The sequence below is a fragment of the Micromonospora noduli genome, from assembly GCF_003264365.1.
GTDB lineage: Bacteria > Actinomycetota > Actinomycetes > Mycobacteriales > Micromonosporaceae > Micromonospora > Micromonospora noduli.
In genome coordinates this window covers 19,380-46,244 of the sequence record NZ_PYAK01000009.1, presented here as the reverse complement: position 1 = coordinate 46,244, position 26,865 = coordinate 19,380, and the positions used below count along the sequence as shown (strand labels likewise).

The following is a 26,865-nucleotide window of genomic DNA, read 5'->3' as shown; positions in this document are numbered from 1 at the left end:
AATCCGTAACGTGTTTGGGACGGCCGGTCCGAGCGGACGGTAGGCTGCCGACTGTGAACGGATACCTGGGCTCGTACGCGACGCTCGGGCTCCTGCTGCTCGCCAGCGTTCTCTTCTTTGTTACGGCGTTCTCGGCCAATCGGGTGTTACGCCCGGCGCGTCCGGCCGATCCGCCGGGCAAGCGGGCCAGCTACGAGTGCGGGCTCGACCCGGTCGGTGCCGACTGGGCGCAGATGCAGATCCGCTACTACGTGTACGCCTACCTGTACGTGCTGTTCGCGGTCGAGGCGGTGTTCCTCTTCCCCTGGGCGGTGGTCTTCGACCGGCCGGGCTTCGGTCTGGTGACGGTGGTGGAGATGGCGGTGTTCGTGGCCGTGCTCGCGCTCGGCATCCTCTACGCCTGGCGTAGGAACATCCTCCGCTGGACCTGAGCGCTACTGCCTCCGGCGATCGTGTCGGTCCGTCCGTCCGTTCGCGGTCGGTTACGGCGACGACCGGTCACGCGAGTCCCCGGCGGGTGGCCGTGGGCGGGCGGTCGCCTCGGATTGAGGCCACCATGTCCAGCACCCGGCGGGTCGGGCCGACCTGGTGGGCCCGGAAGACCCGGGCGCCCAACCATGCCGAGACGGCCGTCGCGGCGAGCGTCCCCTCCAGCCGTTCGGCCACCGGCAGGCCCAACGTCTCACCGATGAAGTCCTTGTTGGAGAGCGCCACCAGCACCGGCCAGCCGGTCGCGGTCAGCTCGTCCAGTCGGCGGGTGATCTCCAGCGAGTGCCGGGTGTTCTTGCCGAAGTCGTGCGCCGGGTCGATGAGGATGCCGTCGGGGCGTACCCCTGCCGCCACCGCGCGCTCGGCGAGCCCGGTCACCGTCGCGACCACGTCGGCGACCACGTCGGTGAAGGCGGCCCGGTGCGGCCTGGTCCGCGGCGTCAGCCCGCCGGCGTGCGAACAGACCAGGCCGGCGCCGGTCCGCGCGGCCACCCGGACCAGCGCCGGGTCGACGCCCGACCAGGTGTCGTTGAGGAGGTCGGCCCCGGCCGCCACGGCCTCCGTCGCCACCTCGGCCCGCCAGGTGTCGATGGAGATCACCACCTCCGGAAACGCGGCTCGGACGGCGGCGATGGTGTCCACCGTGCGCCGGATCTCCTCGGCGACGTCCACGTTCGCGCCGGGGCCGGCCTTGACACCGCCGATGTCGATGATGGCCGCGCCCTCGTCCACCGCCCGCTCCACCGCACGCAGAGCGCTGTCGGCGGCGTAGGTGGCCCCGCGGTCGAAGAACGAGTCCGGCGTGCGGTTGATGATCGCCATCACCACCAGCTCGCCGGGGGCGAACGTGTGCCCACCCAGCCGAAGCGCCCCGGCCATGCCCGCCTCCTGGAAGTTCACGCCGTCGCCGCCGCGTCGGCCGGTCCCGACGCTAGTCGGTCGCCCGTCCAGGATTCCGGGCGGGCGTCGGCACCGATCGTGATCGAGGCGGGTGGCGGGGTCGCTCCCGGCCGGCTGCCATGCCACGATCAGTACATGGGTCAGCTTCTGCTCCTCCTGGTCGTGGCGTTGACCGTCGCGGCGGTGATATTCGGCGTGACGGTGCTGGTCAGCGGGCGTGATCCCGGCCTGGTGCCGGCCGAGCCGGATTCGCAGGCCGTGGCATTGCCGGGCACCCGCCCGTTGCGCGAATCCGACGTGGGGGCGGTCCGTTTCGACACCGGGTTGCGCGGGTACCGGATGGACCAGGTCGATCAGGCGTTGCGCCGTGCCGCCTACGACATCGGTTACAAGTCCGAGCTGATCGGCGTACTGGAGTCGGAGGTCATCGCCTTGCGTGAGGGGCGCACCGACGATGCGGACGTGCTGCGGCAGGCCCGCGAGCAGTCCGCCAGCAAGGTGACCACCGCGGACGCGGGCGAGCCGGCCGAGCCGGGCAAGGCAGCGGAGCCGGGCAAGGATGCGCCGCTGACCGGCGAGGCGGGCTCCGCCCCGGTCGGCTCGACGACTCCCGGCCCGTTGCCCGCCGCCAGCTCGTCCCCGGCGGATTCCGATGGGGTGGCGCCTGCCGCCGCGCCCACCGACGACGAGCCGGCTGATCGTGAGCAGACCGCCGGCACCGAGCAGCGCGACGCGGTGGTTCGGTCGGAGTCGGCGTGACCGAGCCGGAGGGCGCTGACGATCTTCGCGAGGCGGCCCGACCCGGTGCGGGTGAGGTGACCGCCACGGTGATCGTCGAGGCCCCGGCGGAGCGGGTGTTCGCGGCGCTGCTCGCCTGGGAACGTCAGTCCGACTGGATTCCGTTCACCCGCGTCCGGGTGGTCGAGGGCGACGGGCGCGAGGGCAGCCGGATCGAGGCGGTGACCGCGCTCGGCCGGGCGACGCTGCGCGACGAGATGCGGGTGGTCCGGGTCGACGAGCCGTACGAGATCGGCGTCGTGCACCATGGCCAGCTGCTGCGCGGCCCGGGAGTGCTGCGCTGCACCCAGCTGGACCGGGACCGCACCCAGGTCGTCTGGCACGAGTGGTTCCACCTGCCGGGCGGTCGGGCCGGTCGACTGGCGTGGCCGGTGCTCTGGCCCGGCTCCAAGCTCGGTCTCACCCAGGCGCTGAAGAGGTTCGCCCGTCTGGTCGAGCAGGGCCGGCTGCCCTGACCGGGGAGCCGGGTGCCGGCTGCCAGCCCGGTGCGCGGAAGAGATGCCCGACCCGGTGCCGCCAGGTCGCCGCGGCGCGCAGGTCCCGGGCGATCGAGGCGTACTCGTGGAAGGCCACCCGGATCGGGTTGTAGCTGGCGACGTTCTTGGTCAGGCCGTACACGCAACGTTCCCGTTCCGGCGCGAACGACTTGAAGAGCCGGTCCCAGACGATCAGGATGCCGCCGAAGTTGCGGTCCAGGTAGCTGCCCTGCGACGCGTGGTGCACCCGGTGGTGCGACGGCGTGTTGAACACCGCCTCGTACCAGCGCGGCATCTTCTCGATCCGCTCGGTGTGGATCCAGAACTGGTAGAGCAGGTTGACCGAGCCGCAGAACGCGACCACGGCCGGGTGGACGCCGGCCACGATCAGCGGGATGTAGAACACCCAACTGGTCAGGCCGGTCCACGGCTGGCGCAAGGCGGTGGAGAGGTTGAACCGCTGCGACGAGTGGTGCACCACGTGCGAGGCCCAGAGGATGCGGATCACGTGGTGGCCGCGGTGCGACCAGTAGTAGCAAAAGTCCTGCGCGAGCAGGATCAGCGGCCAGGTCCACCAGAGCTCGGCGACCCGCAGCGGGGTGAGCGCGTAGAGCAGCGCGTACGCGGCGGCGATCGGCACCTTCCAGAGCAGGTCGGCGAAGATGCTGCCCAGCCCCATCGTCAGGCTGGTCGCGGTGTCGGCGCCGCCGTAGCCGACCTCGTCGTCGTCGCGGTGCAGCAGGTAGGAGACCCGCTCCAGCACGATGAGGAGCACGAAGGCCGGGATCGACCAGGCGATGACGTCCGGGAACTCCTTCACCGCGGCCTCCGCTCGCCGTCACCGGTCGGGGCGCACCATCTGGTGACCTCGGCCTACCGGTCGGTAACAAGCACCATAGGCAGCCGGGCGGCCGGTGGCAATGGGGTGTCGGTGCGATGCCCTAGCGTGTACGGGGTGACTGACCTGGTGATCGGCGCAGATGGGCTGGCTCGTTGCGCCTGGGGGTCGAGCACCCCCGACTACGCCATCTACCACGACACGGAGTGGGGGCGGCCGCTGCGCGGCGACGACGCGCTCTACGAGCGGATGACGCTGGAGGCGTTCCAGTCCGGGCTGTCCTGGCTGACCATCCTGCGCAAGCGTCCGGCGTTCCGACTGGCCTTCGACGACTTCCACATCCCGACCGTCGCCCGCTACGACGACTCCGACGTGACCCGGCTGCTCGCCGACGCCGGCATCGTCCGCAACCGGGCCAAGATCGAGGCGGCGATCGCCAACGCCCGCGCCGCACTGGAGCTGCCGGAGGGCCTGTCCGCGCTGCTCTGGTCCTTCGCGCCGGATCCCCGGCCAACTCGTCCCGCCTCGTTCGCCGAACTGGCGCCGATCACCCCGGAGTCGACGGCGATGGCCAAGGCACTCAAGAAGCGCGGCTTCCGGTTCGTCGGCCCGACCACCGCGTACGCGCTGATGCAGGCCACCGGGATGGTCGACGATCACATCGTCGGCTGTCACGTCACCCTTCCAGCGGCGGCGTGATGAGATGGCAGGCATGACGACCGAGACCGCGCACCGGGCCGGTGCGGCCGGCAACGCCGACGGGGTGGGCACCTGGGCGGTGCTGCTGCCCGCCGAACGGTACGAGGCCGAGCGGCTCGTGCACCACGACACGCTGGAGCTGACCGGGCTCACCGACGTCACCCGACCAGCGCTGGGCGACCAGGTCGCCGTGCTGGTCGACGCGCCGCCACGGCTGGTGGCCCTCGGCCGGGTCACCGCGCCGGGTCGACGCCACCGCGAAGACCCGGACGACCCGCAGTCCCCGGTCGAGCCGGGCACGCTCGTCGTCGCGTACACCCGGCGGGCCTTCGACGAGCCGGTGCCGGCCGACCTGCTGACGCTCGACGGGCCGGTCACCGCTGTGGAGCCGGCGGCCTTCCGGGCGCTGGCCGACCAGCTCGGCCCGCCCCCGGCGCGGCGCACCTGGCTGGTCAGCCTCGACCTGCCGATCGAGGCCGGCACGCCGGCCGAGGCGGTTCGGCTGTTCTGGTCCTACGTGCAGGAGCTGGGCCCGCGTGAACTGCCCGCCTTCGTCTCGCCGGCCGGCGACGAGCTGGCCATGCAGGCGTTCGTGCTGGGCGAGCAGGCCAACCAGGACCCGGAAGAGGACGACTAGAAAAGCTTGTCCACTCGTCCCCGCCAGTCGGCGAGGACCGGGCCCGGGTCGGTGTCCAGCACCCGCTCCAGCAGCGTGGCGTAGACGTCCCGGAAGTCGGTGGTGTATTTCAGGTCGCCGTCGTCGAGGTCGGTGAGGCTCGGTGGTGCGCCGTGCCAGCCGCCCCGGACGCCCGCGCCGAGCAGCAGCACGTCCGAGGCCGTGCCGTGGTCGGTGCCGTCCGAGGCGTTGGCCCGTACCCGACGGCCGAACTCGGAGTAGACAGCCACCACCACCTTCCGGCCAGCCTCGGTGCGACTCATCCGGTCGGCGAACCCGGTCAACGCCCGGTCCAGCTGACCCAGCAGCACGGCCTGCAACTGCTTCTCGTCGGCGTGCGTGTCGAAGCCGCCCAGCGACACCGAGAAGACCCGGGTGGACACTCCCGCCTCGACGCATTGCGCGACCAGGTCGAGCTGCGCGTCCAGCGGGGTGCGGGCCCCACCGGTGGCCGTCGCGGGGGCCTGCTCGCCGTCCGGGTCCGCCGTGTCCGGGTCGGCGGAGTCGCGCACCTGGCGGATCATCTCGTCCACCGACCGCAGGTCGGCGAAGCAGGCGGCGGCCCGGCCCCGGGCCGCCGACTCGCCCGCCTCGGCGGCGGCGAACGCGGTCAGTGTCGCCGCGGGCAGCCCCTTTGCGGCCTTCCGGTCGGTCACGGGCACGGCCGCACCGGCGCTCACCGCCCCGGCCAGCAGCGGCGGCAGCGCCGGCTCGAAGGAGACCGCCAGCCGAGGGTCGCCACCGGCGCGGTCCAGCCACCGCCCGAGCCAGCCGGTGTTGCCGGGCCGGTCCGGTTGCGCGGTGTGCCAGATGTCCATCGAACGGAAGTGGCTGCGGTCCGGCTTCGGGTAGCCGACTCCGCGCACGATCGCCAACCCACCGCCGGACCAGCGCTGGTGCAGGCCGGCCAGCGCCGGGTTGAGGCCGAAGTCGTCGTCCAACCGCCGCACCTCCCCGTCCGGGTAGGCCAGCTCCGGGCGAGCCGCCCGGTAGGCCGGGTCGCCGTACGGAATGACCGTGTTGAGACCGTCATTGCCGCCGTAGAGGGTCACCAGCACCAGCGTGCGGGACTGCGGGTCCCGGTCCCCGCCGGTGTCCAGCAGGTCCCGCAGGCTGTACGCGCCGGCCCCGGCGGCCAACGCGCCCGCGCCGACCACCCCGCTGGTCAGTAGGAACCTGCGTCGGGTCACTGTGTCCATGTCGACTCCTCCGCTCAGCTGACTGTGTATTCGGGGCTGACCAGGCCGGCGGCCAGCAGCTTGCGGGGCTCACCAGCCAGCGGGGTGAGAGCGGCGCGGGTGCGCGCGCCCCAGCCGTCGACCACCAGCAGTCGGGCCAGCGCGTCCGGTCGGCCGGCGGTGGGCGCGGCGGTCAGCCGGGCCAGCACCGCTGGTGCCGTGGCGGCGGCGAGCACCCCGGCCGTCCGCAGCCGGGCCTGCAACGACGAGGTGGTCAGCCAGGCGGACCCGGCCGGCCAACCGCCCACGCTCGGTGGGCGCAACGGCACCTGGTCGAGCGCGTTCAGACCGGCCAGCAGTTGTCTACGTTGCTGCTCGGGCAACGCGGACGGTCGGATGCCGAGCTGCCGCAGCGCACCGACCAACCACTCCACCGGCTGCTTCACCAGCGTGCCCCGGGTCTGCGCGAAGGCCGGTGCGGAGAAGAGCGCGCGCACTGTCGCGATGGTGTCCGCGCCGGCCAGGCCATCCGGCGCCGGGGTTGCGGTGCCGGCGTAACGGAACCAGAGCCGACCGGCCACGAAGGTCGCCGCCGCCGGTTGGGCCGCCAGCAGGCCGGCGTACGCCTCGGCGTCGAACCGGCCGCTCTGCCCGAGGATGCTCTTCTCGCCAGGGTCGTGCCGCTTGGTTTCGAAGCGGACCGCGCCGGTACGCCGGTCGACCACCCAGCCGGTCAGGGCCCGCGCGCCGGCCTTCACGTCGGCCTCGCTGTAGGCGCCGATGCCGAGGGTGAACAGTTCCATCAGCTCGCGGGCCAGATTCTCGTTCGGCGCCTTGCGGGTGTTCTTCTGCCCGTCCAGCCAGACGATCAGGGCGGGGTCGCGCACCATCGCGGCGACCAGCGGGCCCAACGGCCCACGACCGTGCCGGCGCAGCGTCTCCAGCTGGCCCACCATCAGTCGCGCCGACTTGACCTTCTGCGCGCTGGTGGCCCAGTGCCCGTGCCAGAAGAAGAGCAGCTTCTCGGTCAGCCCGTCCTCGGCGGCCACCATCCGGTCCAGCCACCACTCGGTGACCTGCTGGAGTTGCTTGCGGCGCTCCGCGTTGGCCTGCTGCCGTTGCTCGCGGGTGGAGTCCTTGGTCAGACCGGCGTACGGGTCCGGGGGCAGCGTCGGAACCGGCGTGGCCGCCGCACCCCGGTCCGTGGCGGGCCGGGTGAGCAGCCGGTCCAGTGTCGCCGCCGGCCCGGCCCGCTCGGCCGCGTCCACCTCGTCGGCGGTCGGCCCGAAGGTGGCCCGGCGCAGCAGGTGCGCCACCGATTCACGATCGCTCATACCGGCCGACGCTAGGCGTCCCGTGTTCGAGGACGGTAAGGGCGGCGTCCGGATCGCGTTCAGCGTCCCTCGAAGACCGGTTTCTGCTTGCCGACGAAGGCGAGGGTGGCCGCCCGGTGGTCGGCGGTGGCACCGCAGATCGACTGGGCCTGCGCCTCGGCGGCGAGGGCGTCGGCGAGGGTACCGGCGTCGGCGATGGAGAGCTGTCGCTTGATCGCCCCGTACGCGACGGTCGGGCCGGCGGCGAGGCGGGCGGCCAACTCCTGGGCGATGGGCAACACCTGCTCGTCGTCGTCCGTCATCCGGTTGAGCAGCCCCAGCCGGCAGGCCTCCTCGGCGCGGACCGGCTCGGCCAGCAGCAGCAGCTCCACCGCCTTGGCGTGGCCGACGAGCCGGGGCAGCGTCCAGGAGGCACCGGTGTCGGCGGCGAGACCGACCTTGGCGAAGGCCATCAGGAAACTGGTGGTCGGACCGCCGATGCGGATGTCGGCCAGGAACGCCAGCGACGCGCCCGCCCCGGCGGCCATCCCGCGGACCGCGGCGATCACCGGCTTGGGCAGGTTGGCGAGCCGGGCGGCGATCGGGTTGTAGTGCGCCCGCACGGTGCCCAACGGGTCACTGGCGGCGTTTTCCAGGGTGGCCACGTGCTCGCGCAGGTCCTGACCGGCGCTGAACGACCCGCCGGCCCCGGCAAGGACAACCGCTCGGCAGGACCGGTCGGTCTCCAGCTCCGCGAGGGCGTCCCGCAGCGCCTCCTTGAGCGCCACGTCGAGCGCGTTCATCGCGTTCGGCCGGTTCAGCGTGAGGGTGACGACGGCATCGGTCCGGTCGACCAGCAGCGGCTCGGTCACGTGTCTAACGACCCTTCTGTCGGACGATGCGGTTGCCGGCGTCGAGGCACTGTTCGACGTACCGGTCGGCGGCCGGACGCAGGCGGGCTGCGTGCCGGTCGAAGAAACTGGCCGCGGCGGTGCCGGGCCACCGCTCGGGCAGCAGCGCCGGGGGCAGCTGCGGATCCTGGAAGAGGAACGTACGCCACGCGTGCACGAGGCGGAACCGCGTCGCGTACGCCTCCTCGTCGCTGCTGCGCACTGTGACCGCGGCGAGCAGCGGGCGCTGGTCCGCGACGAACCGCTCGTAGGCGCGGCCGATTTCGGCCAGGTTCCAGGCGCGTCGGACCACGCCCATCGCGCCGGGGGTGCCGGAGAAGTGCGAGGCGGTGAACCGCTCGAACCGGATGCCGGTCTCGGCGAGGAGCAGGTCGACATCCTCGGCGGGACGGGTGGCGACCCAGGTCTGCTCGTCGAGCGTCCCGTAGCCGAGGAAGCTCAGGTTGGCGGCGAGCCGCTGGCGGTCCCGCCGGGAGCCCGGGGCCTCCAACACCAGCAGATCGAACCGGCCGTCCCAGGTGACCCGGCCGGTCCGGTAGATCCGGGCCGCTGCCTCGTCGAGTCGGCGGGCAGCTTTCGGTGTGATCGAATATCCCGGTCCGGAGACCAACCGGAGGGGCTCGAGCCAGCCTTGACGCACCATCCGGGAGACGGCGGTGCGAACTGCTGGCGGTGCGATTCCCAGCGGCGCCAGTAGCTTGACCAGGGCAGCAACCGGTGCCCGGCCACCCCTCGGACGGAGGTGGTCGCCGTACAGGTCGAAGAGTGCCGACCGTGCCTGCATGACCGCACATTGTGACAGGCCTTCTCAAGATAAGCTAGATGCTGTTACATCAATGCTGCTCCGGTTTGGGTCCGGCGGTGTTCATCAGGGAAAATCGTTGGTCGACACCCCCGTGACCGTTGCGGGTGGTCGTGACGAAGTGGCTGTGGGGCAACCCACCGACCCTGGTGTAGGTCTGAGGGGAGACAACATGGCGGCGATGAAGCCGCGGACGGGCGACGGTCCGCTGGAAGTCACCAAGGAGGGGCGGGGCATCGTCATGCGGGTCCCGCTGGAGGGCGGTGGCCGGCTCGTCGTCGAGATGACTCCCGACGAGGCCAACGCGCTCGGTGACGCACTGAAGGCAGCGGCTGGCTGAGTAAGGAGTGCTCCGGGCGGCTCACGCCGCCCGGAACGTTCTTTGGGCCCTGAGCCACCGGAATCGCCGGTGGCTCAGGGTCTTCAACGCTGCGGTCAGGTGGGTTCGCCGCCGGTCCGCGACACTTTCCTGGAGGTACGGTTCCGCGTGCTCGCCATCCGTCTGATCGCCGAGCCCGACCGGCTCGACGTCCTCGTCCTGCCCGTCCGCTCCGCCGATTCGACGGCGGAAGGCGACACCTCGGCCGAGCCCGTACCGACCGCCGTGGCGGGCCCGGACGGCACGGACGACGAGGCGGCCGCGCTGGCGTCAGCGGCCCGGCTGACGGGCCGATCCGGCGAGATCCACACTCAGCTGCGCCCCGGGCGTACCCCCGGCCGGCTGCTGCTGCTCGGCATCGGTGACGGCGGCGAGGCGGCTTGGCGGACGGCCGGCGCGGCCCTGGCCCGCTCAGCTTCAGCTGAGACGCATATCACCATCGCGCTGCCGGCCGGGGTGACTCCGGCCGCGGTTCGCGGGTTGACCGAGGGGCTGCTGCTCGCCCCGTACCGGTTCCGACTCACCGAGGCCGGCGACCGACCGGCGCTCACCGACGTCGACCTGCTGCTCGACGACCCGACCGGGTACGAGGACACCATCGCCACGGCCCGGACCACGGCCGCGATGACCCATCTCGCCCGGGACCTGACCAACACCCCCTCCTCGGTGAAGACCCCGCAGTGGTTCGCCGACCAGGTGGCCTCCGCCGCAGCCGACCTTCCGGACCTGCGGCTGCGGGTGCGTGGCCCGGCCGAGCTGACCACCGAGGGCTTCGGCGGGATCCTCGCCGTGGGCGGTGGCTCCGCCAGCGGACCCCGGCTGGTCGAACTGGACTGGCACCCCGCCAACGCGCGCACCCACGTGGTGCTGATCGGCAAGGGCATCACCTTCGACACCGGCGGCATCTCGATCAAGCCGGTGGCGTCGATGAAGCTGATGCGCAAGGACATGGCGGGCGCGGCCGCGGTCGTCGCCGCCACCCTGGGCGCTGCCGCGCTGCGACTGCCGGTCCGGATCACCACGTTGACCCCGCTGGCCGAGAACATGGTCAGCGGCTCGGCGTTCCGCCCCGGCGACGTCATCCGGCACTACGGCGGTACGACCAGCGAGACGACCAACTCCGACGCCGAGGGTCGGCTGGTCCTCGCCGACGCGCTGGCGTACGCGGTGCAGCAGCTCAAACCGGACCTGCTGCTCGACCTGGCCACGCTCACCGGCGCGAACTCGGTGGCGTTGGGCAAGCGCACCGCCGCCCTGTACAGCGAGAACGACGAGCTGGCCGCCAGCGTGCTGGCGGCGATTGAGGCCGCCGGCGAGTCGGCGTGGCGAATGCCGCTGCACACCGACTACGTCGAGTACCTCGGCAGCGAGATCGCCGACCTCTTCAGCGCACCGACGCAGGGTGCCGGCTCGGTGATGGCCGCGCTCTACCTGCGCGAGTTCACCGGCGACCTACGGGACCGCTGGCTGCACCTGGACATGTCCGCCCCGTCCTGGGCCGACGGCGACCAGGCCGAGGTCAGTCGTGGCGCCACCGGCTGGGGCGTCCGGTCGTTGCTGCGCTGGCTGGCCGACGTCAACTAGGGCGCAGGTCAGAGCCTCGGCGCGACCGGGGCTCTGACCTGTCCTGGGCTCGAATCAGCACTTCACCGCGGCGAGCAGCCCGTGCCCGACCGGAAGCAGCGCGGGAATCCAGTGCTCCGACTCCCGGACCGCCTTGATCGTCTCGCGGACCGTCACCGTCTCCGCGTCCCGGGCGGACGGGTCGCCGATCCGGTCGCTGGCCAGCACACCGTTGAGCGCCAGCACGCCCCCCGGGCGCAACAGCCGCAGCGCCGCCTCCACACAGGCGTGGAAGCCGGTCGCCTCCGCGTCCACGAAGACCAGGTCGTACGCACCGTCGGCGAGCCGGGGCAGCACGTCGAGCGCCCGACCGGTGATGATCCGGGTACGCCCGGCCGCGAAACCCGCCTCGGCGAAGATCCGCCGGGCGATCCGCTGGTGCTCCACCTCCACGTCGATGGTGGTGAGCACGCCGTCGACGCGCATGCCGCGCAGCAGCCAGACGCCGCTCACTCCGGTGCCGGTGCCGATCTCCACCACCGCACGGGCGTTGCCGGCGGCGGCCAGCAGCCGCAGCGCCGCCCCCGCGCCGGGGGTGACCGCGTCGAGGCCCACCTCCCGGGCCAGGCTGCGGGCGGTACGCAGAACGAGATCCTCGGTGACGTACGACTCGGCGAAGTGCTGGGCCTGTGTCGTCGAACTGCCGGAACCGGCGACCGTGGCGATGGGGCACCTCCGGGGGCGGTGCGTGGTGCGGGGGCGGGTTGGCACTGTGAGCGTAGAGGCGACCGTCGTGGGGCGCAGCCGCGCCTCCGCCGGAAGCGATCACCGGGGCAACCGCTGACTGCACCGCGTCCATCCGTGCAATCCTGGAGGCGGTATCCCGTCAGCCGCGACCAGACCGGCCCGTGGCCGGGCGACGCGGCACGGGATCCGGGGACGGACTGGGAGGCACCGACGTGACCGACGGCTGGGACTGGCGCCGGGGCGGTGAGACTCCGGCTCCGGCGCGACCGCCCGGGGCAGGAGCCCCGTCGGTGGGGCCGCCGACCATGCCGGGGGCTGACCGCACGCCCCTCGCCTCGCCAGGCAGCGGAACGACACCGGGCTGGCCGGCGTCTCCCGTCGGGCCGGCGTCCTACGGCGCGCCGGCTGCGGGCGGGCCCAACTCGGCCGACGCGTCGGCCTGGTGGTCGGACGCGCTCGCCGACCCCTGGCGCGACCCGGCGGCCCCGACCGCTGTGGTGGTCCCCGGGGTGGTGACCCCCGGCGCCGAGCCCGAACCGGTCACCGACCCAGACGCGCCGGGCCGGCCGACACTGCGCCACCTGTTGCTCATTCCCGTGATCACCGCGCTGCTGGCCGGCACCCTCGGCGGTGCGTTGGGCTACGCGTTCGCGGTGCGCGGCGGCGCTGGTGCGGCGGTCCTCGGCGGTGCGCCCGCGGAGGTGCCGGCGCTGGCGCAGCGCAAACCGGAGTCGCTGGCCGGGGTCGCCGAACGGGTCCTGCCCAGCGTGGTCACCGTCCGGGTGAGCAGCCTCGGCGGGACCAGTGAGGGCTCCGGTTTCGTCGCCACCGCCGACGGCCATGTGATCACCAATGACCATGTGGTGGCCGGCGGCACCGGAAAGGCCTCGGTGGTCTTCAACGACGGCAGCACCGCGCCGGCGACCATCGTCGGTCAGGACGCGGAGTCGGACATCGCGGTGATCAAGGTGAGTCGTCCCGGGTTGCGGCCGGTGGAGTTCGGCGACTCCGACGCGCTGGCGGTCGGAGACCCCGTGCTCGCCATCGGCTCGCCGTTGTCGCTGGCCAACACGGTCACCGCCGGCATCGTGAGTGCGCTGGACCGGACGATGCAGGCCGGCGAGCCGGGCGGGCCGGTGCGTTACTACGCCGCCATCCAGACCGACGCCGCTGTCAACCACGGCAACTCGGGCGGCCCACTTGTCGACGGCGCCGGCCGGGTGGTCGGCGTGAACTCCACCATCAAGTCACTTGTCGCCGAGGGGCAGGAGGCGGGCAACATCGGGCTCGCCTTCGCCATCCCGATCAACCAGGCCAAGCGGGTGACCCAGGACATCATCGGCACCGGCAAGGCCCGGCGTACGGTGATCGGCGCCCGGGCGGACGGCCCGACCGGGGTCGTCGGGGGCGGTCTGCGGCTGGCCGAGGTGGAGCCGTCCGGCCCCGCGGACGGCGCCGGACTGAAGGTGGGCGACGTGATCCTCAAGATCAACGGGCGGCCGATGACCGAGCCGACGGATCTGACCGCGTTGGTCCGCAAGTACGCGCCGGGCTCGGTCGTGACCGTCGAGTATCGGCGGGGCTCCGCCCGGCAGAACACCTCGGTAACTCTCGCCGCGGACGCGAAGTGACTCACCGCGGAAGCGAAGTGAACAGCGGCGCACCCCTTGCCCGAAAGCCGTCCGCCGTGCGTAGTCTTGCTGCTGACGCCGAGAGGAGGCCCGCGGGATGCTCGACAACCTGAACTGGTGGGAGATCGGTGCGCTGCTGCTCCTGGCGCTGCTGATCTTCGGCGACCGGCTCCCCGCTGTGATCACCGACGGCCTGCGGTTGGTGCGCAACCTGCGCAACATGGCCCGCAACGCCACCGGCGACCTGAGCCGTGAGCTGGGCACCGACATCCAGCTGGAAGACCTGCACCCGAAGGCGTTCATCCGCAAGCACCTCCTCAGCGAGGAGGACGAGGCGGCGATCCGCAAGCCGTTGCAGGGCGTCTACGACAACCTGCGCGCGGACGTCAGCGGCGTGCACAACGACCTGAAGGACGTGGCCAACGCCGCCGACCTGCGGTCGAACGAGGCCCGGTCCGGCACGGCCACCAGCAGCCCCTCGGCTCCGGCCCCCCGCGCCAGCTACGACGACGCCACCTGACCGACCCGTACCCCGACCGGCCAGTTCGCCCTGCCCGGACTCGGCCGGATCGTGCCCGCCTGGGCCCGGCGCCGGCTTGATCGACTCGGGTCCCCGGAAGTCGCGGTATCCCACGCCGTTTGAGCGGCCGACTTCCTGAAACCCGAGTTGACCATGCCGGCCACGCCGGCCGGTACCGGCCGCCTGCCCGTGCCGACCGCCTGCCCGTGCCGGCCGCCAGCCACGTCGCGGCGGCCTGGCTGGACCACCCGCCGACGCGACTCAGCCCGCCGGCCAACAGTGGCCGACGGGCTGACGGTGTACCGGGTGGTCAGCGCCCAGCGGGCTTGAGACCGAGTGGCTTGCCGAGCAGTGACTCGCGACGCAGGGCGAGCCGGTCGGCGATCGTGCCGAGCGCCTGGGCGGCCGGGGACTCCGGCTCGGCCAGCACGATCGGGTTGCCGGCGTCGCCGGCTTCGCGGACCCGGGTGTCCAGTGGGATCTGACCGAGCAGCGGCACCTGGGCGCCGATGGTCCGGCTCAGCGACTCGGCCACCGCCTCACCACCGCCAGCGCCGAAGATCTCCATCCGGGAGCCGTCCGGCAGCTCCAGCCAGGACATGTTCTCGATGACGCCGACCAACCGCTGGTGGGTCTGCAGGGCGATCGCCCCGGCCCGCTCCGCCACCTCGGCGGCGGCGGTCTGCGGGGTGGTGACGATCAGGATCTCCGAGTTGGGAAGCAGTTGGGCCAGCGAGATGGCCACGTCACCAGTGCCCGGCGGCAGGTCGAGCAGGAGCACGTCCAGGTCGCCCCAGTAGACGTCGGCCAGAAACTGCTGCAGTGCCCGGTGCAGCATCGGGCCGCGCCACACGACGGCGGCGTTGCCGGACGTGAACATGCCAATGGAGATCACCTTCACGCCGTGCGACTGCGGCGGCATGATCATGTCTTCGACCCGGGTGGGCAGGGCCTCCGTGCCGAGCATCCGGGGCACCGAGTGGCCGTAGATGTCCGCGTCGACCACGCCGACGGAGAGCCCACGGGCGGCGAGCGCCGCCGCCAGGTTGACCGTGACGCTGGACTTGCCGACGCCACCCTTGCCGCTGGCCACCGCGTACACACGGGTGCGCGAGCCGGGCTGGGCGAACGGGATGACGGGCTCCTCGGTGGCGCCGCCGCCACGCAACTGCGACTGCAACGACTGCCGCTGCTCGGGGGTCATCACCCCAAAGTCGATCTCCACGCCGGTGACGCCGGGCACCGCGGCGACGGCGGCGGTGATGTCCGTACGCAGCTTGTCCTTCAGCGGGCAGCCGGCGACGGTGAGCAGCAGCTCGACGCGGACGACACCGCTGGCACCGATCGTGGCGGAGCGGACCATGCCCAGCTCGGTGATGGGCCGGCGGATCTCCGGGTCGTTGACGGTGGCCAGGGCGGCCTGGATCGCGTCCTCGACGGTGCTCACGGGTGCTGACATGCCCGCAATGCTACGTCGCGGGGCATCCGTTGCCGCCGCTGCCCGGGGCGGTGTGAGCCAATCGATGACCCGTTGGTCAGCTCTCTGACCGGCGCGGGCCGGTGCCGTCCGGCCGGGCGTCCCGGGTGAGGTCGCCGTCCAGGTCATCGCGGGGTTCTTCCAGGCCGACGCCGTCGGTCGGCCGCTGGCCACGTCGCTCCTGCCGGCTGTCCTTCTCCTGCTGGCGGCGCTCCAGCCTCTGCCGGCGCTGCCCCATCTCGTCCAGCTCCTCGGCCAGCCGGGCCAGCTCGGAGCGGAGGAAGTCCCGGGTGGCGACCTCACCCAGCGCGATCCGCAGGGCCGCGATCTCCCGGGCCAGGTACTCGGTGTCCGCCTTCTGCGCGGTGGCTCGCCGCCGGTCCTCCTCCAGGGCCACCCGGTCCCGGTCGGCCTGCCGATTCTGGGCCAGCAGGATCAGCGGGGCCGCATAGCTGGCCTGCAACGACAGCACCAGGGTCAGGAACGTGAAGGTGTACGGGTCGAAGCGCAGGTCCGCCGGGGCCAGGGTGTTCCAGAGGAACCAGATCGTGATCACCACCGTCATGACGACGATGAAGTTCGCGGTGCCCATGCCCCGGGCGATGCCCTCCGACCACCGGCCGAACGCCTCCGCGTCGAACCGGGGCAGCTTGATGCCCCGGGGCTCGCGCGGCTGGTCGAGCCGTTCGTTCCGCCGCTGCTCAGCCATCCGCGCCGTCCAGCGCCGCGTCGGTGGTGCCCGGGGCGGCCAGGGCGTCGCGGTCCCGCCAGTCCCGGGGCAGCGAGTGGTCCAGCACGTCGTCCACGGTCACGGCGCCGACCAGCCGGTTGCTCCGGTCGATCACCGGCATGGCGACCAGGTCGTAGGTGGCCATCCGACGGGTGATCTCCGGCAACGGGGTGGTGGGGCGCAGCGGGTCGATGTCGTTGACCACCACCTTGCCCAGCAGGTCGGCCGGCGGTTCACGCAGGAGCGCCTGGAAGTGCACCATGCCCAGGTAGCGGCCGGTCGGCGTGTTCTGCGGTGCCCGGGTCACGAAGACCTGCGCGGCGACGGCGGGGGAGAGCTGTGGCTCCCGGATCCGGGCCAGCGCCTCGGCGACTGTGGCGTCCGGCGGCAGGATGACCGGCTCCGAGGTCATCACACTGCCTGCCGTGCCGGGGGTGTACTTCAGCAGTTGGCGTACCGGGTCGGCCTCGTCCGGCTCCATCAGGTCCAGCAGCACGTCCTGCTCGGGTGGGGGCAGTTCGTTGAGCAGGTCCGCGGCGTCGTCCGGGTCCATCTCCTCCAGGACGTCGGCGGCCCGCTCCCGGTCGAGGGCGGCGAGGATCTCCACCTGGTCGTGCTCCGGCAGCTCGCTGAGCACGTCGGCCAGGCGCTCGTCGTCCAACGCGGCCGCGACCTCGTTGCGCCGCGCGTCGGGCAGATCCTGCAACGCGTTGGCCAGGTCGGCGGGGCGCATGTCCTCCAGGACGGCGAGCAGGTTCGCCGTACCCCGGTTGTCGGCGATGCCGCTGAGCCCGCGCACCCGGTCCCACTCGACCTGGTGCAGGTGGCCGCGCCGGCTGAGCCGACCGGTCTGCTCGCGTACGGCGACACGGGTCAGCGACCACTCGCCACCCCGGGAGCACTCCATCGCGACGTCCACGACCGCGCCGGGCTGGCCGCCCGGGTCGAGTTGCACCCGCCGGTCGAGCAGTTCCTGGAGCACCAGCAGCTCGTTCGGGCGCTTCTCGAACCGGCGCAGGTTGAGGGTGCCGGAGCCGAGCACGACGGCGTCCGCGTCGATGGAGGTGATCCGGTTGATGGACAGGAAGATCCGACGACGCATCGGCATCTCGGCGACGAGGCCCACCACCTCCGGCGGACGCTTCGTCGCCCGCAGCCGTGCCACGGCGTCACGAACCCGGCCCACCTGATCGCCGTTCGGGTCGAAGACGGCGACTCCGGCGAGACGGGCGATGTAGACCCGGGTCGGCGTACTCACGGGCACCAGCCTAAGCGCCTAGTGTTTATCAACATGTCGACCTTGGCCTACGAGATCGTGGACGTCTTCACCGATCGCCCCTTCGCCGGCAATCCGCTGGCGGTGGTGTTCGGCGCGGAGGCGCTGGCCACCGAGCAGATGCAGGCGCTCGCGTTGGAGTTCAACCTGTCCGAGACGGTGTTCGTGCTGCCGCCGACCCAGGTCGGCAGCACCTACCGGGCCAGGATCTTCACTCCGGTGGAGGAGTTGCCGTTCGCCGGGCACCCCAGCGTCGGCGCGGCGGTCACCGCCTGCCGACGGGGCATGTTCGGTGTGGGGCAGGTCACCCAGGAGTGCCGGGCGGGTGTGCTGCCGATCGAGGTGACCGCGTCCGGGGCGACGCTGACCGGTGGCACCCCGACCCTCGGCCCGGAGCTGGACCCGGAGCCGTTGCTGGAGATCGCCGGGCTGGTCGCCGACGACCACGTCGGGCCCGCCCCACGGGTCGCCGGCTGCGGGCTGGAGTTCCCGTACCTGCCGGTGCGTCCGGAGTCGGTGGCCCGCGCCCGGGTGGACCCGGCGGCGGCGCAGCGGTACGGGGTGTCGCACGTCAGCGTCTTCTCCTGGGACGCGAGCGCGCAAACCGCGCACGCCCGGGTCTTCGTGCCGGGGATGGGCGTTCCGGAAGACCCGGCGACCGGTTCGGCGGCGCTCGGCCTCGGTGTCTGGCTGGTGGCGAGCGGTCTGCTGCCCGGCGAGGGGCGGTCGGAGTACGCGGTCCGTCAGGGCGTGGAGATGAACCGTCCGTCCGCGTTGGCCTGCACGGTCACCGCGGCGAACGGGGTGGCGGTCGGCGCGACGGTCGCCGGCCAGGTGGTGCCGGTGGCCCGCGGCGAGATCGCCGTGCCGCCGTTCGTGGGTTGAGCGCAGGCGCCGATGCGGGAGGATGCGGGTGTGACGGACGAGGACGCCCCCGGGGGCACCCCACTGGTCGACGAGGCGATGAAGAAGGCCGCAGTGGCCTGGGTCAGCGTTGCCGGCGGGCCGGCGCTCGCGCTCTGGTGCGCCCCACTGGAGGGCGCGCTGCTGGTGGTCAGCGGGCCGGGCGAGCAGGCCGCACCGGGTCTGGCCGACGCGACCGAGGCCCAGGTCACCCTGCGCGGCGACCACGGCGGTCGGATCGTCACCTGGCCGGCCCGGGTGAGCCGGTTGCAACCGGGCACCGAGGCGTGGGAGGTCACCGCGCCGCTGGTGGCGGCGAAGCGCCTCAACGCGCCCGGTCCGACCGCTGACCTGGTGGCCCGATGGGCTGCCGACGGATGCGCCGTGAACCGCCTCGCCCCGGCCGGTACGCCGCTGGCCGGAACGGAGTTGCCGGCCGACGCGCAGGCCGAGCCACCCCGGGCGACTCCGGCGGTCCGGGCCACCCGTAAGCCGTTCCGCCTGCACCGGGTCCGCCGCCGCTGATCGGTTGATCAGGTCCGACCGCCGACGCCCGCCACCGCGGCGTCGGCGTCGACAAGGGCGAGCACCTCGCCCAGGGTGCCGAGCGTGGGGCCGCGCCAGTCCCGGTCGGCGTTGAACACCATGTGCGTGGCCAGATCCGGTGCGGCGAGCCGGACGGCGGTCATCCCGGCCCGCTCGGCGCCGGTCAGCTCCTGGCTGCCGCCGTCACCGACGTAGAGGCAGTCGCCCGGCGCGAGCCCGAGCCGCTGGCAGGCCGTCAGGTAGAGCGCCGGATCCGGTTTGCACCGCCCGACCTGCACCGAGAAGACCCGTACGTCGAGCAGGGGGGCGATCGCGAGCTGCGGCAGGAAGGCCGGCAGTTCGTGCGTACAGTCGCTGATCACGCCGGTGCGCAGGCCGCGCTGGCGCAGAGCCGCCAGCACCGGCACCGCGTCGGCCCGCAGCCAGGTGTCGGCGCGGACCGCCCGGTGCCGGGACGCCACCGCTGCCCGTACCGCGTGGTCGCTGGGCTGTACGCCGGCCTGGGCGCACACCCAGCGCAGGGTCGCCTCCGCGTCGCCGAGCCGGCCGCTGGCCCGCTCGTAGTAGGTGCGGTTCAGCACCTCGGTCAAGATCTCGGTGGGACACCCGAGCAGCTCGGCGGTGCCGACGTGCGCGACACCGCGTTGTACCGAACGGGTCAGGGTGCCGAAGAAGTCGAACAGCACCGCCTGGTAGCTGGCCATGGGGGAGCGCCTCCGGGCGGTCGAGGGTCGTCGGCGCGAACCCGCGTGATCGTAACGGAGTGATGACCGTCCGTGCTGGCCATCACACGTGTGAGGATTACGTCCCGTGCCCCCACCTTCACCCCGGCCATCAGTGGATCCGCTGACCACCGGCGCGGTCGGGCTGGCCGTGGTCGCCGTGTCGTCGTCCGCGCCGCTGATCGCGTACGCCGCCGCCCCCGCGCTGGCCATCGCGTTCTGGCGCAACCTGCTCGCGGTGGCCGTGCTGAGCCCCTTCGCGCTGGTCCGACGCCGCGCCGAGTTCCGCAGACTGACAGTTGGCGCGGGGCGGCGGGAGGGCCTGTTCTGCGTTCTGTCCGGGGTCGCCCTGGCCGGGCACTTCGCGACCTGGGTGCCGAGCGCTCAGCTCACCTCGGTCGCCACGTCCACCGCCCTGGTCGCCACCCAGCCGGTCTGGCAGGGGCTGATCGCCCGCGCCCAGGGGCGTCCGCTGCCCCGGGTGGTGTGGATCGGCATCGCGGTGGCGGTCGGCGGCGCGGCGGTCGCCACCGGGGTGGACGTGGGGGTCTCCGGCCGGGCCGTCCTCGGCGACGTGCTGGCGCTGACCGGCGGCGTGTTCGCCGCCGTCTACACCGCCTTCGGGGAACGGGCCCGGGCCAGCATCAGCACCACCACCTACACCACCATCTGCTACGGGATCTGCGCGCTGATCCTGCTGGCCCTGTGCCTGGTCGGCGGCGTACGGCTGACCGGCTTCGAGGGGCGTACCTGGCTGGCCATCCTGGCCCTGGTGGCCGGCGCCCAACTGCTCGGGCACTCGATGTTCAACTACGCCCTGCGGAAAATCCCGGCAACCACTGTGAGCGTGCTGATCCTGCTGGAGGCGCCCGGCGCGGCAGTGCTCGGTTGGGCCTGGCTGGGTCAGCTACCCCGCCCGTACGCGCTGCTCGGCATGGCGTTGCTGCTGGCCGGCGTGGCGGTGGTGGTGCTCGGCGGCCGGCGGAGCGAACCCAGCGCCCTGCCGGCCGACCCGACTCCGCTGGCCGACTGACGACGCGACACGAACGGACCGAGGCCCCCGCCTAGGTCAGCCCTCGTGCACCTCGATGACCCGGGTCGTCGGCGCGGCTTCACCGAGGGCGGTACGCAGCGCCGCCCGGTCCGGGTCGGCGAGGAACGATTCGTAGCCGGCCCGCCCGTCGAACCGGATCACGTGCACCTCGGCCTGCCCGTCGGTGCCGCGCAGCCGCCGCTCCAGCCGGCCGCCGTGCCGTTCGAGCAGGGCCAGCACGGCGTCCTCGTAGCGCTGCCCGGCGGCCTCGGCCCCGACGGCGAACTCGACGATCGCGACGAGCGTCAGCACACCGGCCCGGTCAGCCATCGAGACCGACGGCCTTGGCGCTCGCCGCCCACAGCCGGGCGGCGAGCTGCGGATCGGCCGCCTTGCGGAGCGGTCGACGCGGCCGACGGTCGACGTAGTAACCCCCGTTGATCAGCCGGGAGCGCTCCTGGTTGGCCAACCACACCAGGGTCTCGGCGCCCTTCTCCGGGCTGCGGAACGGCATGAACCGCATGCCGAACGCGACCAGCCTGCTGTCGTTGGCGAAGCGGGTGCGGACCACCCCGGGGTGGAAGCTGTACGCGGCAACGTCCGGCCAGCGCCGGGCGGCCTCGGCGGTGAACAGGACGTTCGCCTGCTTGCTGGTGCCGTACGCGCCCATCGGCCGGTAGTCACGCAGTGGCTTGTTCAGGTCGTCCGGGTCCAGTGCGCCGAAGCGGTGCGCGCCGGAGGCGGTCACCACGACCCGGCCCACCCGGTCGGCGAGCAGGTTGGTCAGCAGGAACGGGGCCAGGTGGTTGGCCTGGATCGACATCTCGAAGCCGTCGACAGTGCTCAGTGGTTGCAACGCGATCGCGCCGGCGTTGTTGGCGAGCACGTCGATCCGGTCGTACGCCGCCCGGAGCTGCTCGGCCAGCCGGCGTACGTCGTCGAGGACCGCGAAGTCGGCCCGGAACAGCTCCGGACGTTCACCGGAGTTCTCCCGTACCCGAACGGCTGCGGCCTGCAGGCGGGCCGGGTCCCGCCCGACCAGCACCACCTGGTCGCCCCGGCAGGCCAGGTGTACGGCGGCGGCCAGCCCGATGCCGGAGCTGGCCCCGGTCACCACCACCAGTCGGCGCCCAGTGAGATCTTCCACAGGTCCATTCACCCCGGTCATGGCGCGAGGTTACCGTGGCGTCACAACGCCCTTTGGGATCGTTAAGGTCCCGGATCTGTCGTCAGGTGGCGTCGGCATGCCCGCCGGACGCTGGAAGGAGCGCATCCATGGCCGCAGTCGGTCGCCCCCGCAGGTCCTGCCTCGCCGTGCCGGGTTCCAGCGTGAAGATGCTCGGCAAAGCCCAGGGTCTCCCGGCCGACCAGGTCTTCCTGGACCTGGAGGACGCCGTCGCCCCGCTGGCCAAGCCGGACGCGCGCAAGAACATCGTGGCCGCCCTCAACGAGGGTGACTGGGCCGGCAAGACCCGGGTGGTCCGGGTCAACGACCTGACCACCCCGTGGACCTACCGGGATGTCATCGAGGTCGTCGAGGGCGCCGGCGCCAACCTCGACTGCATCATGCTGCCGAAGGTGCAGACCGCCGCCCAGGTGCAGTGGCTGGACCTGACGCTCACCCAGATCGAGAAGACCATCGGCCTGGAGGTCGGTCGGATCGGCATCGAGGCGCAGATCGAGAACGCCGCCGGCCTGGTCAACGTGGACGCGATCGCCGCCGCCTCGCCGCGCGTGGAGACCATCATCTTCGGCCCGGCCGACTTCATGGCGTCGATCAACATGAAGTCGATGGTGGTCGGCGGCCTGATCCCGGACTACCCGGGCGACCCGTACCACTACATCCTGATGCGGATCCTGATGGCCGCGCGGATGCACGACAAGCAGGCCATCGACGGCCCGTTCCTGCAGATCCGCGACGTCGACGCGTTCCGCGAGGTGGCCAAGCGCTCGGCCGCGCTGGGCTTCGACGGCAAGTGGGTGCTGCACCCGGGCCAGATCGACGCCGCCAACGAGGTCTACCAGCCGGCGCAGGCCGACTACGACCACGCCGAGCTGATCCTCGACGCGTACGAGCACTACACCTCGGAGGCCGGCGGCCGGCTCGGTGCCGTGATGCTCGGCGACGAGATGATCGACGAAGCGTCCCGCAAGATGGCGCTGGTGGTCGCGGCCAAGGGCCGGGCCGCCGGGATGAGCCGTACCTCGTCGTTCACCCCACCGGCGCAGTGACCGGCCGGGCCGGGACGACCGCCGCCGGCTGTCGGTCCGGCCCGACAACCGCCGGTACGCCGGCCCGCCCGCGGGCCGGTCAGTAACTGCTGCTGTTGTCGCTCGTCGCGATCGCGTAGATGATCGCGGCGGCGTAGATGGCGATCACCAGCACCAGGAACCCGGTGAGAATCCAGCCGACGATGATGGCGGCCTTCGCCATCCCCGCCCCGCCCTCGCCGCTGAGTCGGATCTGCTTCTGCGCCACGTGGCCGAGGATCGCGCCGATCGGCGCGGTGATGCAGGACGTGAAACCGATCAGGGCCAGCACGAACGCCGCGATGGCCATCCCGTTGGTCTTCGGGGGCTGCGGGTAGCCGTAGCCGGGGTACTGCGGCGGGTAGCCAGGCTGGGCGTATCCGGGTGGGGCGTAGCCGGGCATCGGCTGGGCCGCTGGCTGCTTCGCGCCGGCGTACGGGTCGACCGGGGCGTACGGGTCCGGGGCGTACGGATCGGGGGCGTACGGGTCGACCGGGCCAGGTTGCGCGGGCACCGGCTGACCGGCCACGAGGGTCGGGTCCGGTGCGGGGCTCGACGGCTGGGCCGACCACGTGGGATCGCTCCAGTTGCCGGGCGGCGGGGGATTGGTCATGCGAACTCTCCGTCGGGTTGGGGTGCGGAGACAGGGTAGCCAGCGCCGCCCAAACCCGACGCCCCTGCTTCCGGGTGCCGCGTTGCTCGGGCCGGTCGTAACGGGCAGGATCCCTGACATGGCATACGACGCGCGCGCCGCGGACCGCTCCGGCAGTCGACCCCGACGGGACGTCAGCCGCCCGGGTGCGGCCCGGCGCGCCCGGACGGCCGCCCCGGCGGGTAGCCCCGGTCCCGACGAGCCGGTCGCGCTCACTGACCCGGTCACCATGCGCCTCGACGGGCGGGTCGCCCTGGTCACCGGGGCCGGCAGCCCGGACGGCATCGGTTACGCCACCGCCCGGCGACTCGCCGATCTGGGCGCGCGGGTGGCCATTGTCTCCACCACCCGACGCATCCACGAGCGGGCGACCGAGCTGGGGGTGACCGGCTTCGTCGCGGACCTGACCGACGAGTCCGAGGTCGGCGCGCTGGCCGATGCGGTCGCCGAGCAGTTGGGCGACGTCGAGGTGCTGGTCAACAACGCCGGCCTGGCCAGTCGCGCCAGCCAGGGAGTGCTGCGGCCGGTAGCGCAGCTGACCTACGACGAGTGGCGCGGTGAGATCGACCGCAACCTTTCCACCGCATTCCTGTGCAGCCGGGCGTTCATCGGAGGGATGGCCGAGCGGGGTTGGGGTCGGATCGTCAACCTGGCGGCCACGGCCGGCCCGGTCAACGCACTGCCCACCGAGGCGGCGTACGCCGCGGCGAAGGCCGGGGTCGTCGGGCTGACCCGGGCCCTGGCCATGGAGATGATCGCCGACGGGGTGACCGTCAACGCGGTGGCACCCGGCACCATCTACACCGCGGCGTCCACCATGGCCGAGATCAAGCAGGGGCTGGGCACCCCGGTGGGGCGACCGGGCACGCCGGACGAGGTCGCCGCGGCGATCAGCTTCCTCTGCTCGCCGGCCGCCTCGTACATCACCGGGCAGATGCTCGTGGTGGACGGCGGCAACAGCGTCCGCGAGGCCCGCTTCCGCTGACCGCGCCGGCCGGCACCGAGCCGTTCGTCAGTAGCCGCCGCTGTCGCCGGTGTTGCTGAAGGCCACCAGCGCCAGCCAACCACAGCAGGCCAGCACGGTGAGCCCGGTGAAGACGTAGCCAAGGATCAGCCCCCAGGTGGCGAGCTGGTCGCCCTCCTCGCCGCTGGCGCGGATCTGCCGCTTGGCCACGTGGCCGAGGACGGCGCCGGCCGGCGGAAAGACGAAGGCGAACACCAGCGACAGGATCGCCAGCACGTTGGTGCCCCGACCCGGCCCGGACGGCGGTGGGCCGTACTGACCGTAGGGGCCCTGCGGGGGGTACGGCGGTTGCTGGCTCCAGTGCGCCGACTGCTGCGGCCCCTGGTGGCCGTACGGCGACGGTTCGCCCGCCGGTGGCCCGTACGGTGAGCGTTCCGCTGGCAGCTCGTACGCCGGCTGGTCCGGCTGCGGCGCGTACGGCGACTGACCGGCCGGCGGTGGCGCGTACGGCGACTGGTCCTTCGGTGGCTCGTAGGGTGACGGCGGCGGCTCGTCCTCGGGCGGTCCCGACGGCGGCGGGTAGCTCACAGCTGTCCTCCTCCTGCCGGTGCCGGAAAAGTCCCTCTTGCCGGACGCTACCCGCAGCGGTGAACCTTTTCACAGCGGTTGTGTGGACTGGTCACCTTGGCCTCGTCGACCCGAGGGGCCGATACTGACCCAGCGTTCAGTTACCCATGAGTAGTGCGCGGATCCCCGGAGGCTGAGATGGCCCGACTCGCCCAGACGCCCGGCCTGACCGATGTGCAACAGTCGATCCTGGAGACCGTTCGGGACTTCGCCGACAAGGAGATCATCCCGCACGCCCAGCGGTTGGAGCACGCCGACGAGTACCCCACCGACATCCTCGACGGCATGCGCGAGATGGGGCTGTTCGGCCTCACCATCGACGAGGAGTACGGCGGCCTCGGTGAATCGCTGCTCACCTACGCGCTGGTGGTGGAGCAACTGTCCCGGGGCTGGATGTCGATCTCCGGCATCGTCAACACCCACTTCATCGTGGCGTACCTGATCTCCCAGCACGGCTCCGCCGAGCAGAAGGCCCGGCTGCTGCCGAAGATGGCCACCGGCGAGGTGCGCGGGGCGTTCTCCATGTCCGAGCCCGAGACCGGCTCCGACGTCTCGGCGATCAAGTCCCGGGCCGTCCGCGACGGCGACCGCTACGTCCTCAACGGGCAGAAGATGTGGCTCACCAACGGCGCCTACTCCTCGGTGGTGGCCACCCTGGTCAAGACCGACACCGGCGCGGAGTCCGTCTACGGCAACATGAGCACCTTCCTGCTGGAGAAGGAGCCGGGCTTCGGCGAGACCGCCCCCGGCCTCACCATCCCCGGCAAGATCGAGAAGATGGGTTACAAGGGCGTCGAGACCACCGAGATGGTGCTCGACGGCGTGACCGTGCCGGACTCCGCGATCCTCGGCGGCGCCGACCAGGTGGGCCGCGGCTTCTACCAGATGATGGACGGCATCGAGGTGGGCCGGGTCAACGTGGCAGCCCGCGCCTGCGGCATCTCCATCCGCGCCTTCGAGTTGGCCGTGAGCTACGCCCAGCAGCGCAAGACCTTCGGTCAACCCCTCGCCAAGCACCAGGCGATCGCCTTCAAGCTCGCCGAGATGGGCACGAAGATCGAGGCCGCGCACGCCCTCATGGTCAACGCCGCCCGCCTCAAGGACGCCGGCCAGCGCAACGATGTGGAGGCCGGGATGGCCAAGCTGCTCGCCTCGGAATACTGCGCCGAGGTCGTCCAGGAGGCGTTCCGCATCCACGGCGGCTACGGCTACTCCAAGGAGTACGAGATCGAGCGGCTGATGCGGGAGGCCCCGTTCCTGCTCATCGGCGAGGGCACCTCAGAGATCCAGAAGACAATCATCTCCCGAGGTCTCCTCAAGGAATACAAGCTCTGACCCGCCCCGCCCCGCGAGGGTCAGGTCAGGCGGGTCAGGTTGGCGGCGGCGCGTTCGACGATGAGGCAGCGGTCCTCGACGTAGTCCATGCCGGCCTCCTCGGCGATCCGCCGCGCCTCGGCCGAGACGATGCCCAGTTGCAGCCAGACCGCGGGGGCGCCGATCGCCGCCGCATCCCGGACCACCTGCGCGGCGTCGGCCGCCGGTCGGAACACGTCCACCAGGTCGACCGGGTGCGGGATGTCGGCCAGCGACTTGTAGGCCCGTTCCCCGAACAGTTCGTCGACGGTCGGGTTGACCGGGATGATGCGCCAGCCGTACTGCTGCATCTGCAACGGCACGCCGTGCGCGGCCTTGAACGGGTCGCGGGACGCGCCCACGACGGCGATCACGGCGGAGTCGGCGAGGATCTGCGAAGCGGTACGCACCC

The 26,865-nt window shown here is 72.3% G+C and carries 31 protein-coding genes; 15 read left to right on the top strand and 16 right to left on the bottom strand.

Features of this window, described 5'->3' with window-relative positions; translation table 11 throughout:
• Positions 1 to 53 precede the first annotated feature (53 nt).
• A complete protein-coding gene (gene ndhC, locus GUI43_RS09730) occupies positions 54 to 431 on the top strand; it encodes an NADH-quinone oxidoreductase subunit A (protein WP_091394827.1) in 378 nt (125 codons plus the stop codon).
• A 67-nt stretch (positions 432 to 498) separates the two neighbouring features.
• Here ndhC and folP read toward each other — a convergent pair whose 3' ends face one another.
• On the bottom strand, positions 499 to 1,368 hold the full coding sequence (gene folP / locus GUI43_RS09725) for a dihydropteroate synthase (RefSeq protein ID WP_112698661.1): 870 nt from the start codon (positions 1,366 to 1,368) through the stop codon (positions 499 to 501).
• A gap of 156 nt (positions 1,369 to 1,524) precedes the next feature.
• Here folP and GUI43_RS09720 point away from each other — a divergent pair, with 156 nt between their 5' ends.
• Both GUI43_RS09720 and GUI43_RS09715 read left to right on the top strand, forming a co-directional pair.
• Positions 1,525 to 2,148 (top strand): DivIVA domain-containing protein, encoded by a 624-nt coding sequence (locus tag GUI43_RS09720; protein WP_112604132.1) that lies wholly within the window; start codon positions 1,525 to 1,527, stop codon positions 2,146 to 2,148.
• Positions 2,145 to 2,642, top strand: coding sequence for an SRPBCC family protein (locus GUI43_RS09715; protein WP_091394820.1), 498 nt, complete (start codon positions 2,145 to 2,147; stop codon positions 2,640 to 2,642). Before GUI43_RS09720 ends, GUI43_RS09715 begins: the two co-directional genes overlap by 4 nt.
• On the opposite strand, the gene GUI43_RS09710 is transcribed toward GUI43_RS09715, so the two are convergent.
• Entirely contained in the window at positions 2,587 to 3,483 is an 897-nt protein-coding gene (locus tag GUI43_RS09710) for a sterol desaturase family protein (RefSeq protein WP_112698580.1), read from the bottom strand. The two genes, GUI43_RS09715 and GUI43_RS09710, sit on opposite strands and share 56 nt — an antisense overlap.
• Positions 3,484 to 3,618: 135 nt before the next feature.
• On the opposite strand from GUI43_RS09710, the gene GUI43_RS09705 reads away from it, so the two are divergent.
• Both GUI43_RS09705 and GUI43_RS09700 read left to right on the top strand, forming a co-directional pair.
• On the top strand, positions 3,619 to 4,200 hold the full coding sequence (locus GUI43_RS09705) for a DNA-3-methyladenine glycosylase I (RefSeq protein ID WP_112698660.1): 582 nt from the start codon (positions 3,619 to 3,621) through the stop codon (positions 4,198 to 4,200).
• Between the two features lie 13 nt (positions 4,201 to 4,213).
• Complete coding sequence (locus GUI43_RS09700) at positions 4,214 to 4,837, top strand: hypothetical protein (RefSeq protein ID WP_112698659.1); 624 nt, start codon at positions 4,214 to 4,216, stop codon at positions 4,835 to 4,837.
• Here GUI43_RS09700 and GUI43_RS09695 read toward each other — a convergent pair.
• Genes GUI43_RS09695 through GUI43_RS09680 form a run of 4 tightly spaced genes read right to left on the bottom strand, consistent with a single transcriptional unit; the run spans position 4,834 to position 9,062 of the window.
• Positions 4,834 to 6,075, bottom strand: a complete 1,242-nt coding sequence (locus tag GUI43_RS09695; protein WP_112698579.1) for a DUF1501 domain-containing protein — start codon at positions 6,073 to 6,075, stop codon at positions 4,834 to 4,836. The genes GUI43_RS09700 and GUI43_RS09695 overlap by 4 nt on opposite strands.
• Before the next feature lie 14 nt (positions 6,076 to 6,089).
• A complete protein-coding gene (locus GUI43_RS09690) occupies positions 6,090 to 7,388 on the bottom strand; it encodes a DUF1800 domain-containing protein (protein WP_112698578.1) in 1,299 nt (432 codons plus the stop codon).
• A gap of 59 nt (positions 7,389 to 7,447) precedes the next feature.
• Complete coding sequence (locus tag GUI43_RS09685) at positions 7,448 to 8,239, bottom strand: enoyl-CoA hydratase-related protein (protein WP_112698577.1); 792 nt, start codon at positions 8,237 to 8,239, stop codon at positions 7,448 to 7,450.
• Between the two features lie 4 nt (positions 8,240 to 8,243).
• Positions 8,244 to 9,062: a PaaX family transcriptional regulator gene (locus GUI43_RS09680; RefSeq protein ID WP_091394799.1), complete on the bottom strand. Its 819-nt coding sequence runs from the start codon at positions 9,060 to 9,062 to the stop codon at positions 8,244 to 8,246.
• 190 nt (positions 9,063 to 9,252) lie between these two features.
• On the opposite strand from GUI43_RS09680, the gene GUI43_RS09675 reads away from it, so the two are divergent.
• Positions 9,253 to 9,420 carry a DUF3117 domain-containing protein gene (locus tag GUI43_RS09675; RefSeq protein WP_007455245.1) on the top strand — a complete coding sequence of 56 codons (168 nt, stop codon included), beginning with the start codon at positions 9,253 to 9,255 and terminating at the stop codon, positions 9,418 to 9,420.
• Between the two features lie 147 nt (positions 9,421 to 9,567).
• Positions 9,568 to 11,043, top strand: coding sequence for a leucyl aminopeptidase family protein (locus tag GUI43_RS09670; RefSeq protein WP_112698658.1), 1,476 nt, complete (start codon positions 9,568 to 9,570; stop codon positions 11,041 to 11,043).
• Between the two features lie 54 nt (positions 11,044 to 11,097).
• Here GUI43_RS09670 and GUI43_RS09665 read toward each other — a convergent pair whose 3' ends face one another.
• On the bottom strand, positions 11,098 to 11,667 hold the full coding sequence (locus GUI43_RS09665) for an O-methyltransferase (protein WP_112581855.1): 570 nt from the start codon (positions 11,665 to 11,667) through the stop codon (positions 11,098 to 11,100).
• Between the two features lie 299 nt (positions 11,668 to 11,966).
• Between GUI43_RS09665 and GUI43_RS09660 the strand changes: the two genes are divergently transcribed.
• Positions 11,967 to 13,400 (top strand): S1C family serine protease, encoded by a 1,434-nt coding sequence (locus GUI43_RS09660; RefSeq protein WP_373861026.1) that lies wholly within the window; start codon positions 11,967 to 11,969, stop codon positions 13,398 to 13,400.
• A gap of 97 nt (positions 13,401 to 13,497) precedes the next feature.
• A complete protein-coding gene (locus tag GUI43_RS09655; protein WP_091394791.1) occupies positions 13,498 to 13,920 on the top strand; it encodes a twin-arginine translocase TatA/TatE family subunit in 423 nt (140 codons plus the stop codon).
• A gap of 310 nt (positions 13,921 to 14,230) precedes the next feature.
• Here the strand turns inward: GUI43_RS09655 and GUI43_RS09650 are convergent, their stop codons facing one another.
• From GUI43_RS09650 to GUI43_RS09640, 3 genes are all read right to left on the bottom strand, one after another.
• Positions 14,231 to 15,379, bottom strand: coding sequence for an Mrp/NBP35 family ATP-binding protein (locus GUI43_RS09650; RefSeq protein WP_112581682.1), 1,149 nt, complete (start codon positions 15,377 to 15,379; stop codon positions 14,231 to 14,233).
• A 76-nt stretch (positions 15,380 to 15,455) separates the two neighbouring features.
• Positions 15,456 to 16,106, bottom strand: a complete 651-nt coding sequence (locus GUI43_RS09645) for a DUF1003 domain-containing protein (RefSeq protein WP_112604108.1) — start codon at positions 16,104 to 16,106, stop codon at positions 15,456 to 15,458.
• Positions 16,099 to 17,385, bottom strand: a complete 1,287-nt coding sequence (locus GUI43_RS09640; protein ID WP_091394782.1) for a magnesium transporter MgtE N-terminal domain-containing protein — start codon at positions 17,383 to 17,385, stop codon at positions 16,099 to 16,101. Before GUI43_RS09640 ends, GUI43_RS09645 begins: the two co-directional genes overlap by 8 nt.
• 33 nt (positions 17,386 to 17,418) lie before the next feature.
• Between GUI43_RS09640 and GUI43_RS09635 the strand changes: the two genes are divergently transcribed.
• Together GUI43_RS09635 and GUI43_RS09630 are read left to right on the top strand one after the other, a co-directional pair.
• Positions 17,419 to 18,288 carry a PhzF family phenazine biosynthesis protein gene (locus GUI43_RS09635; protein ID WP_112698657.1) on the top strand — a complete coding sequence of 290 codons (870 nt, stop codon included), beginning with the start codon at positions 17,419 to 17,421 and terminating at the stop codon, positions 18,286 to 18,288.
• 12 nt (positions 18,289 to 18,300) lie between these two features.
• Entirely contained in the window at positions 18,301 to 18,831 is a 531-nt protein-coding gene (locus tag GUI43_RS09630; RefSeq protein ID WP_112581679.1) for a hypothetical protein, read from the top strand.
• A gap of 8 nt (positions 18,832 to 18,839) precedes the next feature.
• On the opposite strand, the gene GUI43_RS09625 is transcribed toward GUI43_RS09630, so the two are convergent.
• Positions 18,840 to 19,556, bottom strand: coding sequence for an HAD family hydrolase (locus GUI43_RS09625; RefSeq protein WP_112581678.1), 717 nt, complete (start codon positions 19,554 to 19,556; stop codon positions 18,840 to 18,842).
• Between the two features lie 106 nt (positions 19,557 to 19,662).
• On the opposite strand from GUI43_RS09625, the gene GUI43_RS09620 reads away from it, so the two are divergent.
• Positions 19,663 to 20,607, top strand: a complete 945-nt coding sequence (locus tag GUI43_RS09620; RefSeq protein ID WP_112698576.1) for a DMT family transporter — start codon at positions 19,663 to 19,665, stop codon at positions 20,605 to 20,607.
• 36 nt (positions 20,608 to 20,643) lie between these two features.
• On the opposite strand, the gene GUI43_RS09615 is transcribed toward GUI43_RS09620, so the two are convergent.
• Complete coding sequence (locus tag GUI43_RS09615) at positions 20,644 to 20,937, bottom strand: hypothetical protein (RefSeq protein WP_112698575.1); 294 nt, start codon at positions 20,935 to 20,937, stop codon at positions 20,644 to 20,646.
• Entirely contained in the window at positions 20,930 to 21,754 is an 825-nt protein-coding gene (locus tag GUI43_RS09610; protein WP_112581675.1) for an SDR family NAD(P)-dependent oxidoreductase, read from the bottom strand. Before GUI43_RS09610 ends, GUI43_RS09615 begins: the two co-directional genes overlap by 8 nt.
• A gap of 128 nt (positions 21,755 to 21,882) precedes the next feature.
• On the opposite strand from GUI43_RS09610, the gene GUI43_RS09605 reads away from it, so the two are divergent.
• Positions 21,883 to 22,839, top strand: a complete 957-nt coding sequence (locus GUI43_RS09605; protein ID WP_091394764.1) for an HpcH/HpaI aldolase/citrate lyase family protein — start codon at positions 21,883 to 21,885, stop codon at positions 22,837 to 22,839.
• A 79-nt stretch (positions 22,840 to 22,918) separates the two neighbouring features.
• Here GUI43_RS09605 and GUI43_RS09600 read toward each other — a convergent pair whose 3' ends face one another.
• On the bottom strand, positions 22,919 to 23,470 hold the full coding sequence (locus tag GUI43_RS09600; RefSeq protein ID WP_112581674.1) for a DUF4190 domain-containing protein: 552 nt from the start codon (positions 23,468 to 23,470) through the stop codon (positions 22,919 to 22,921).
• A 118-nt stretch (positions 23,471 to 23,588) separates the two neighbouring features.
• Here GUI43_RS09600 and GUI43_RS09595 point away from each other — a divergent pair, with 118 nt between their 5' ends.
• On the top strand, positions 23,589 to 24,494 hold the full coding sequence (locus tag GUI43_RS09595; protein ID WP_091394758.1) for an SDR family NAD(P)-dependent oxidoreductase: 906 nt from the start codon (positions 23,589 to 23,591) through the stop codon (positions 24,492 to 24,494).
• 27 nt (positions 24,495 to 24,521) lie between these two features.
• On the opposite strand, the gene GUI43_RS09590 is transcribed toward GUI43_RS09595, so the two are convergent.
• Positions 24,522 to 25,061: a DUF4190 domain-containing protein gene (locus GUI43_RS09590; RefSeq protein ID WP_112698574.1), complete on the bottom strand. Its 540-nt coding sequence runs from the start codon at positions 25,059 to 25,061 to the stop codon at positions 24,522 to 24,524.
• 177 nt (positions 25,062 to 25,238) lie between these two features.
• Between GUI43_RS09590 and GUI43_RS09585 the strand changes: the two genes are divergently transcribed.
• The gene (locus GUI43_RS09585) at positions 25,239 to 26,435 is read left to right on the top strand and encodes an acyl-CoA dehydrogenase family protein (RefSeq protein ID WP_091394755.1); all 1,197 of its coding nucleotides are present in this window, start codon (positions 25,239 to 25,241) and stop codon (positions 26,433 to 26,435) included.
• Between the two features lie 20 nt (positions 26,436 to 26,455).
• Here the strand turns inward: GUI43_RS09585 and GUI43_RS09580 are convergent, their stop codons facing one another.
• The gene (locus GUI43_RS09580; protein WP_112698573.1) at positions 26,456 to 26,863 is read right to left on the bottom strand and encodes a CoA-binding protein; all 408 of its coding nucleotides are present in this window, start codon (positions 26,861 to 26,863) and stop codon (positions 26,456 to 26,458) included.
• Between the last annotated feature and the right edge of the window lie 2 nt (positions 26,864 to 26,865).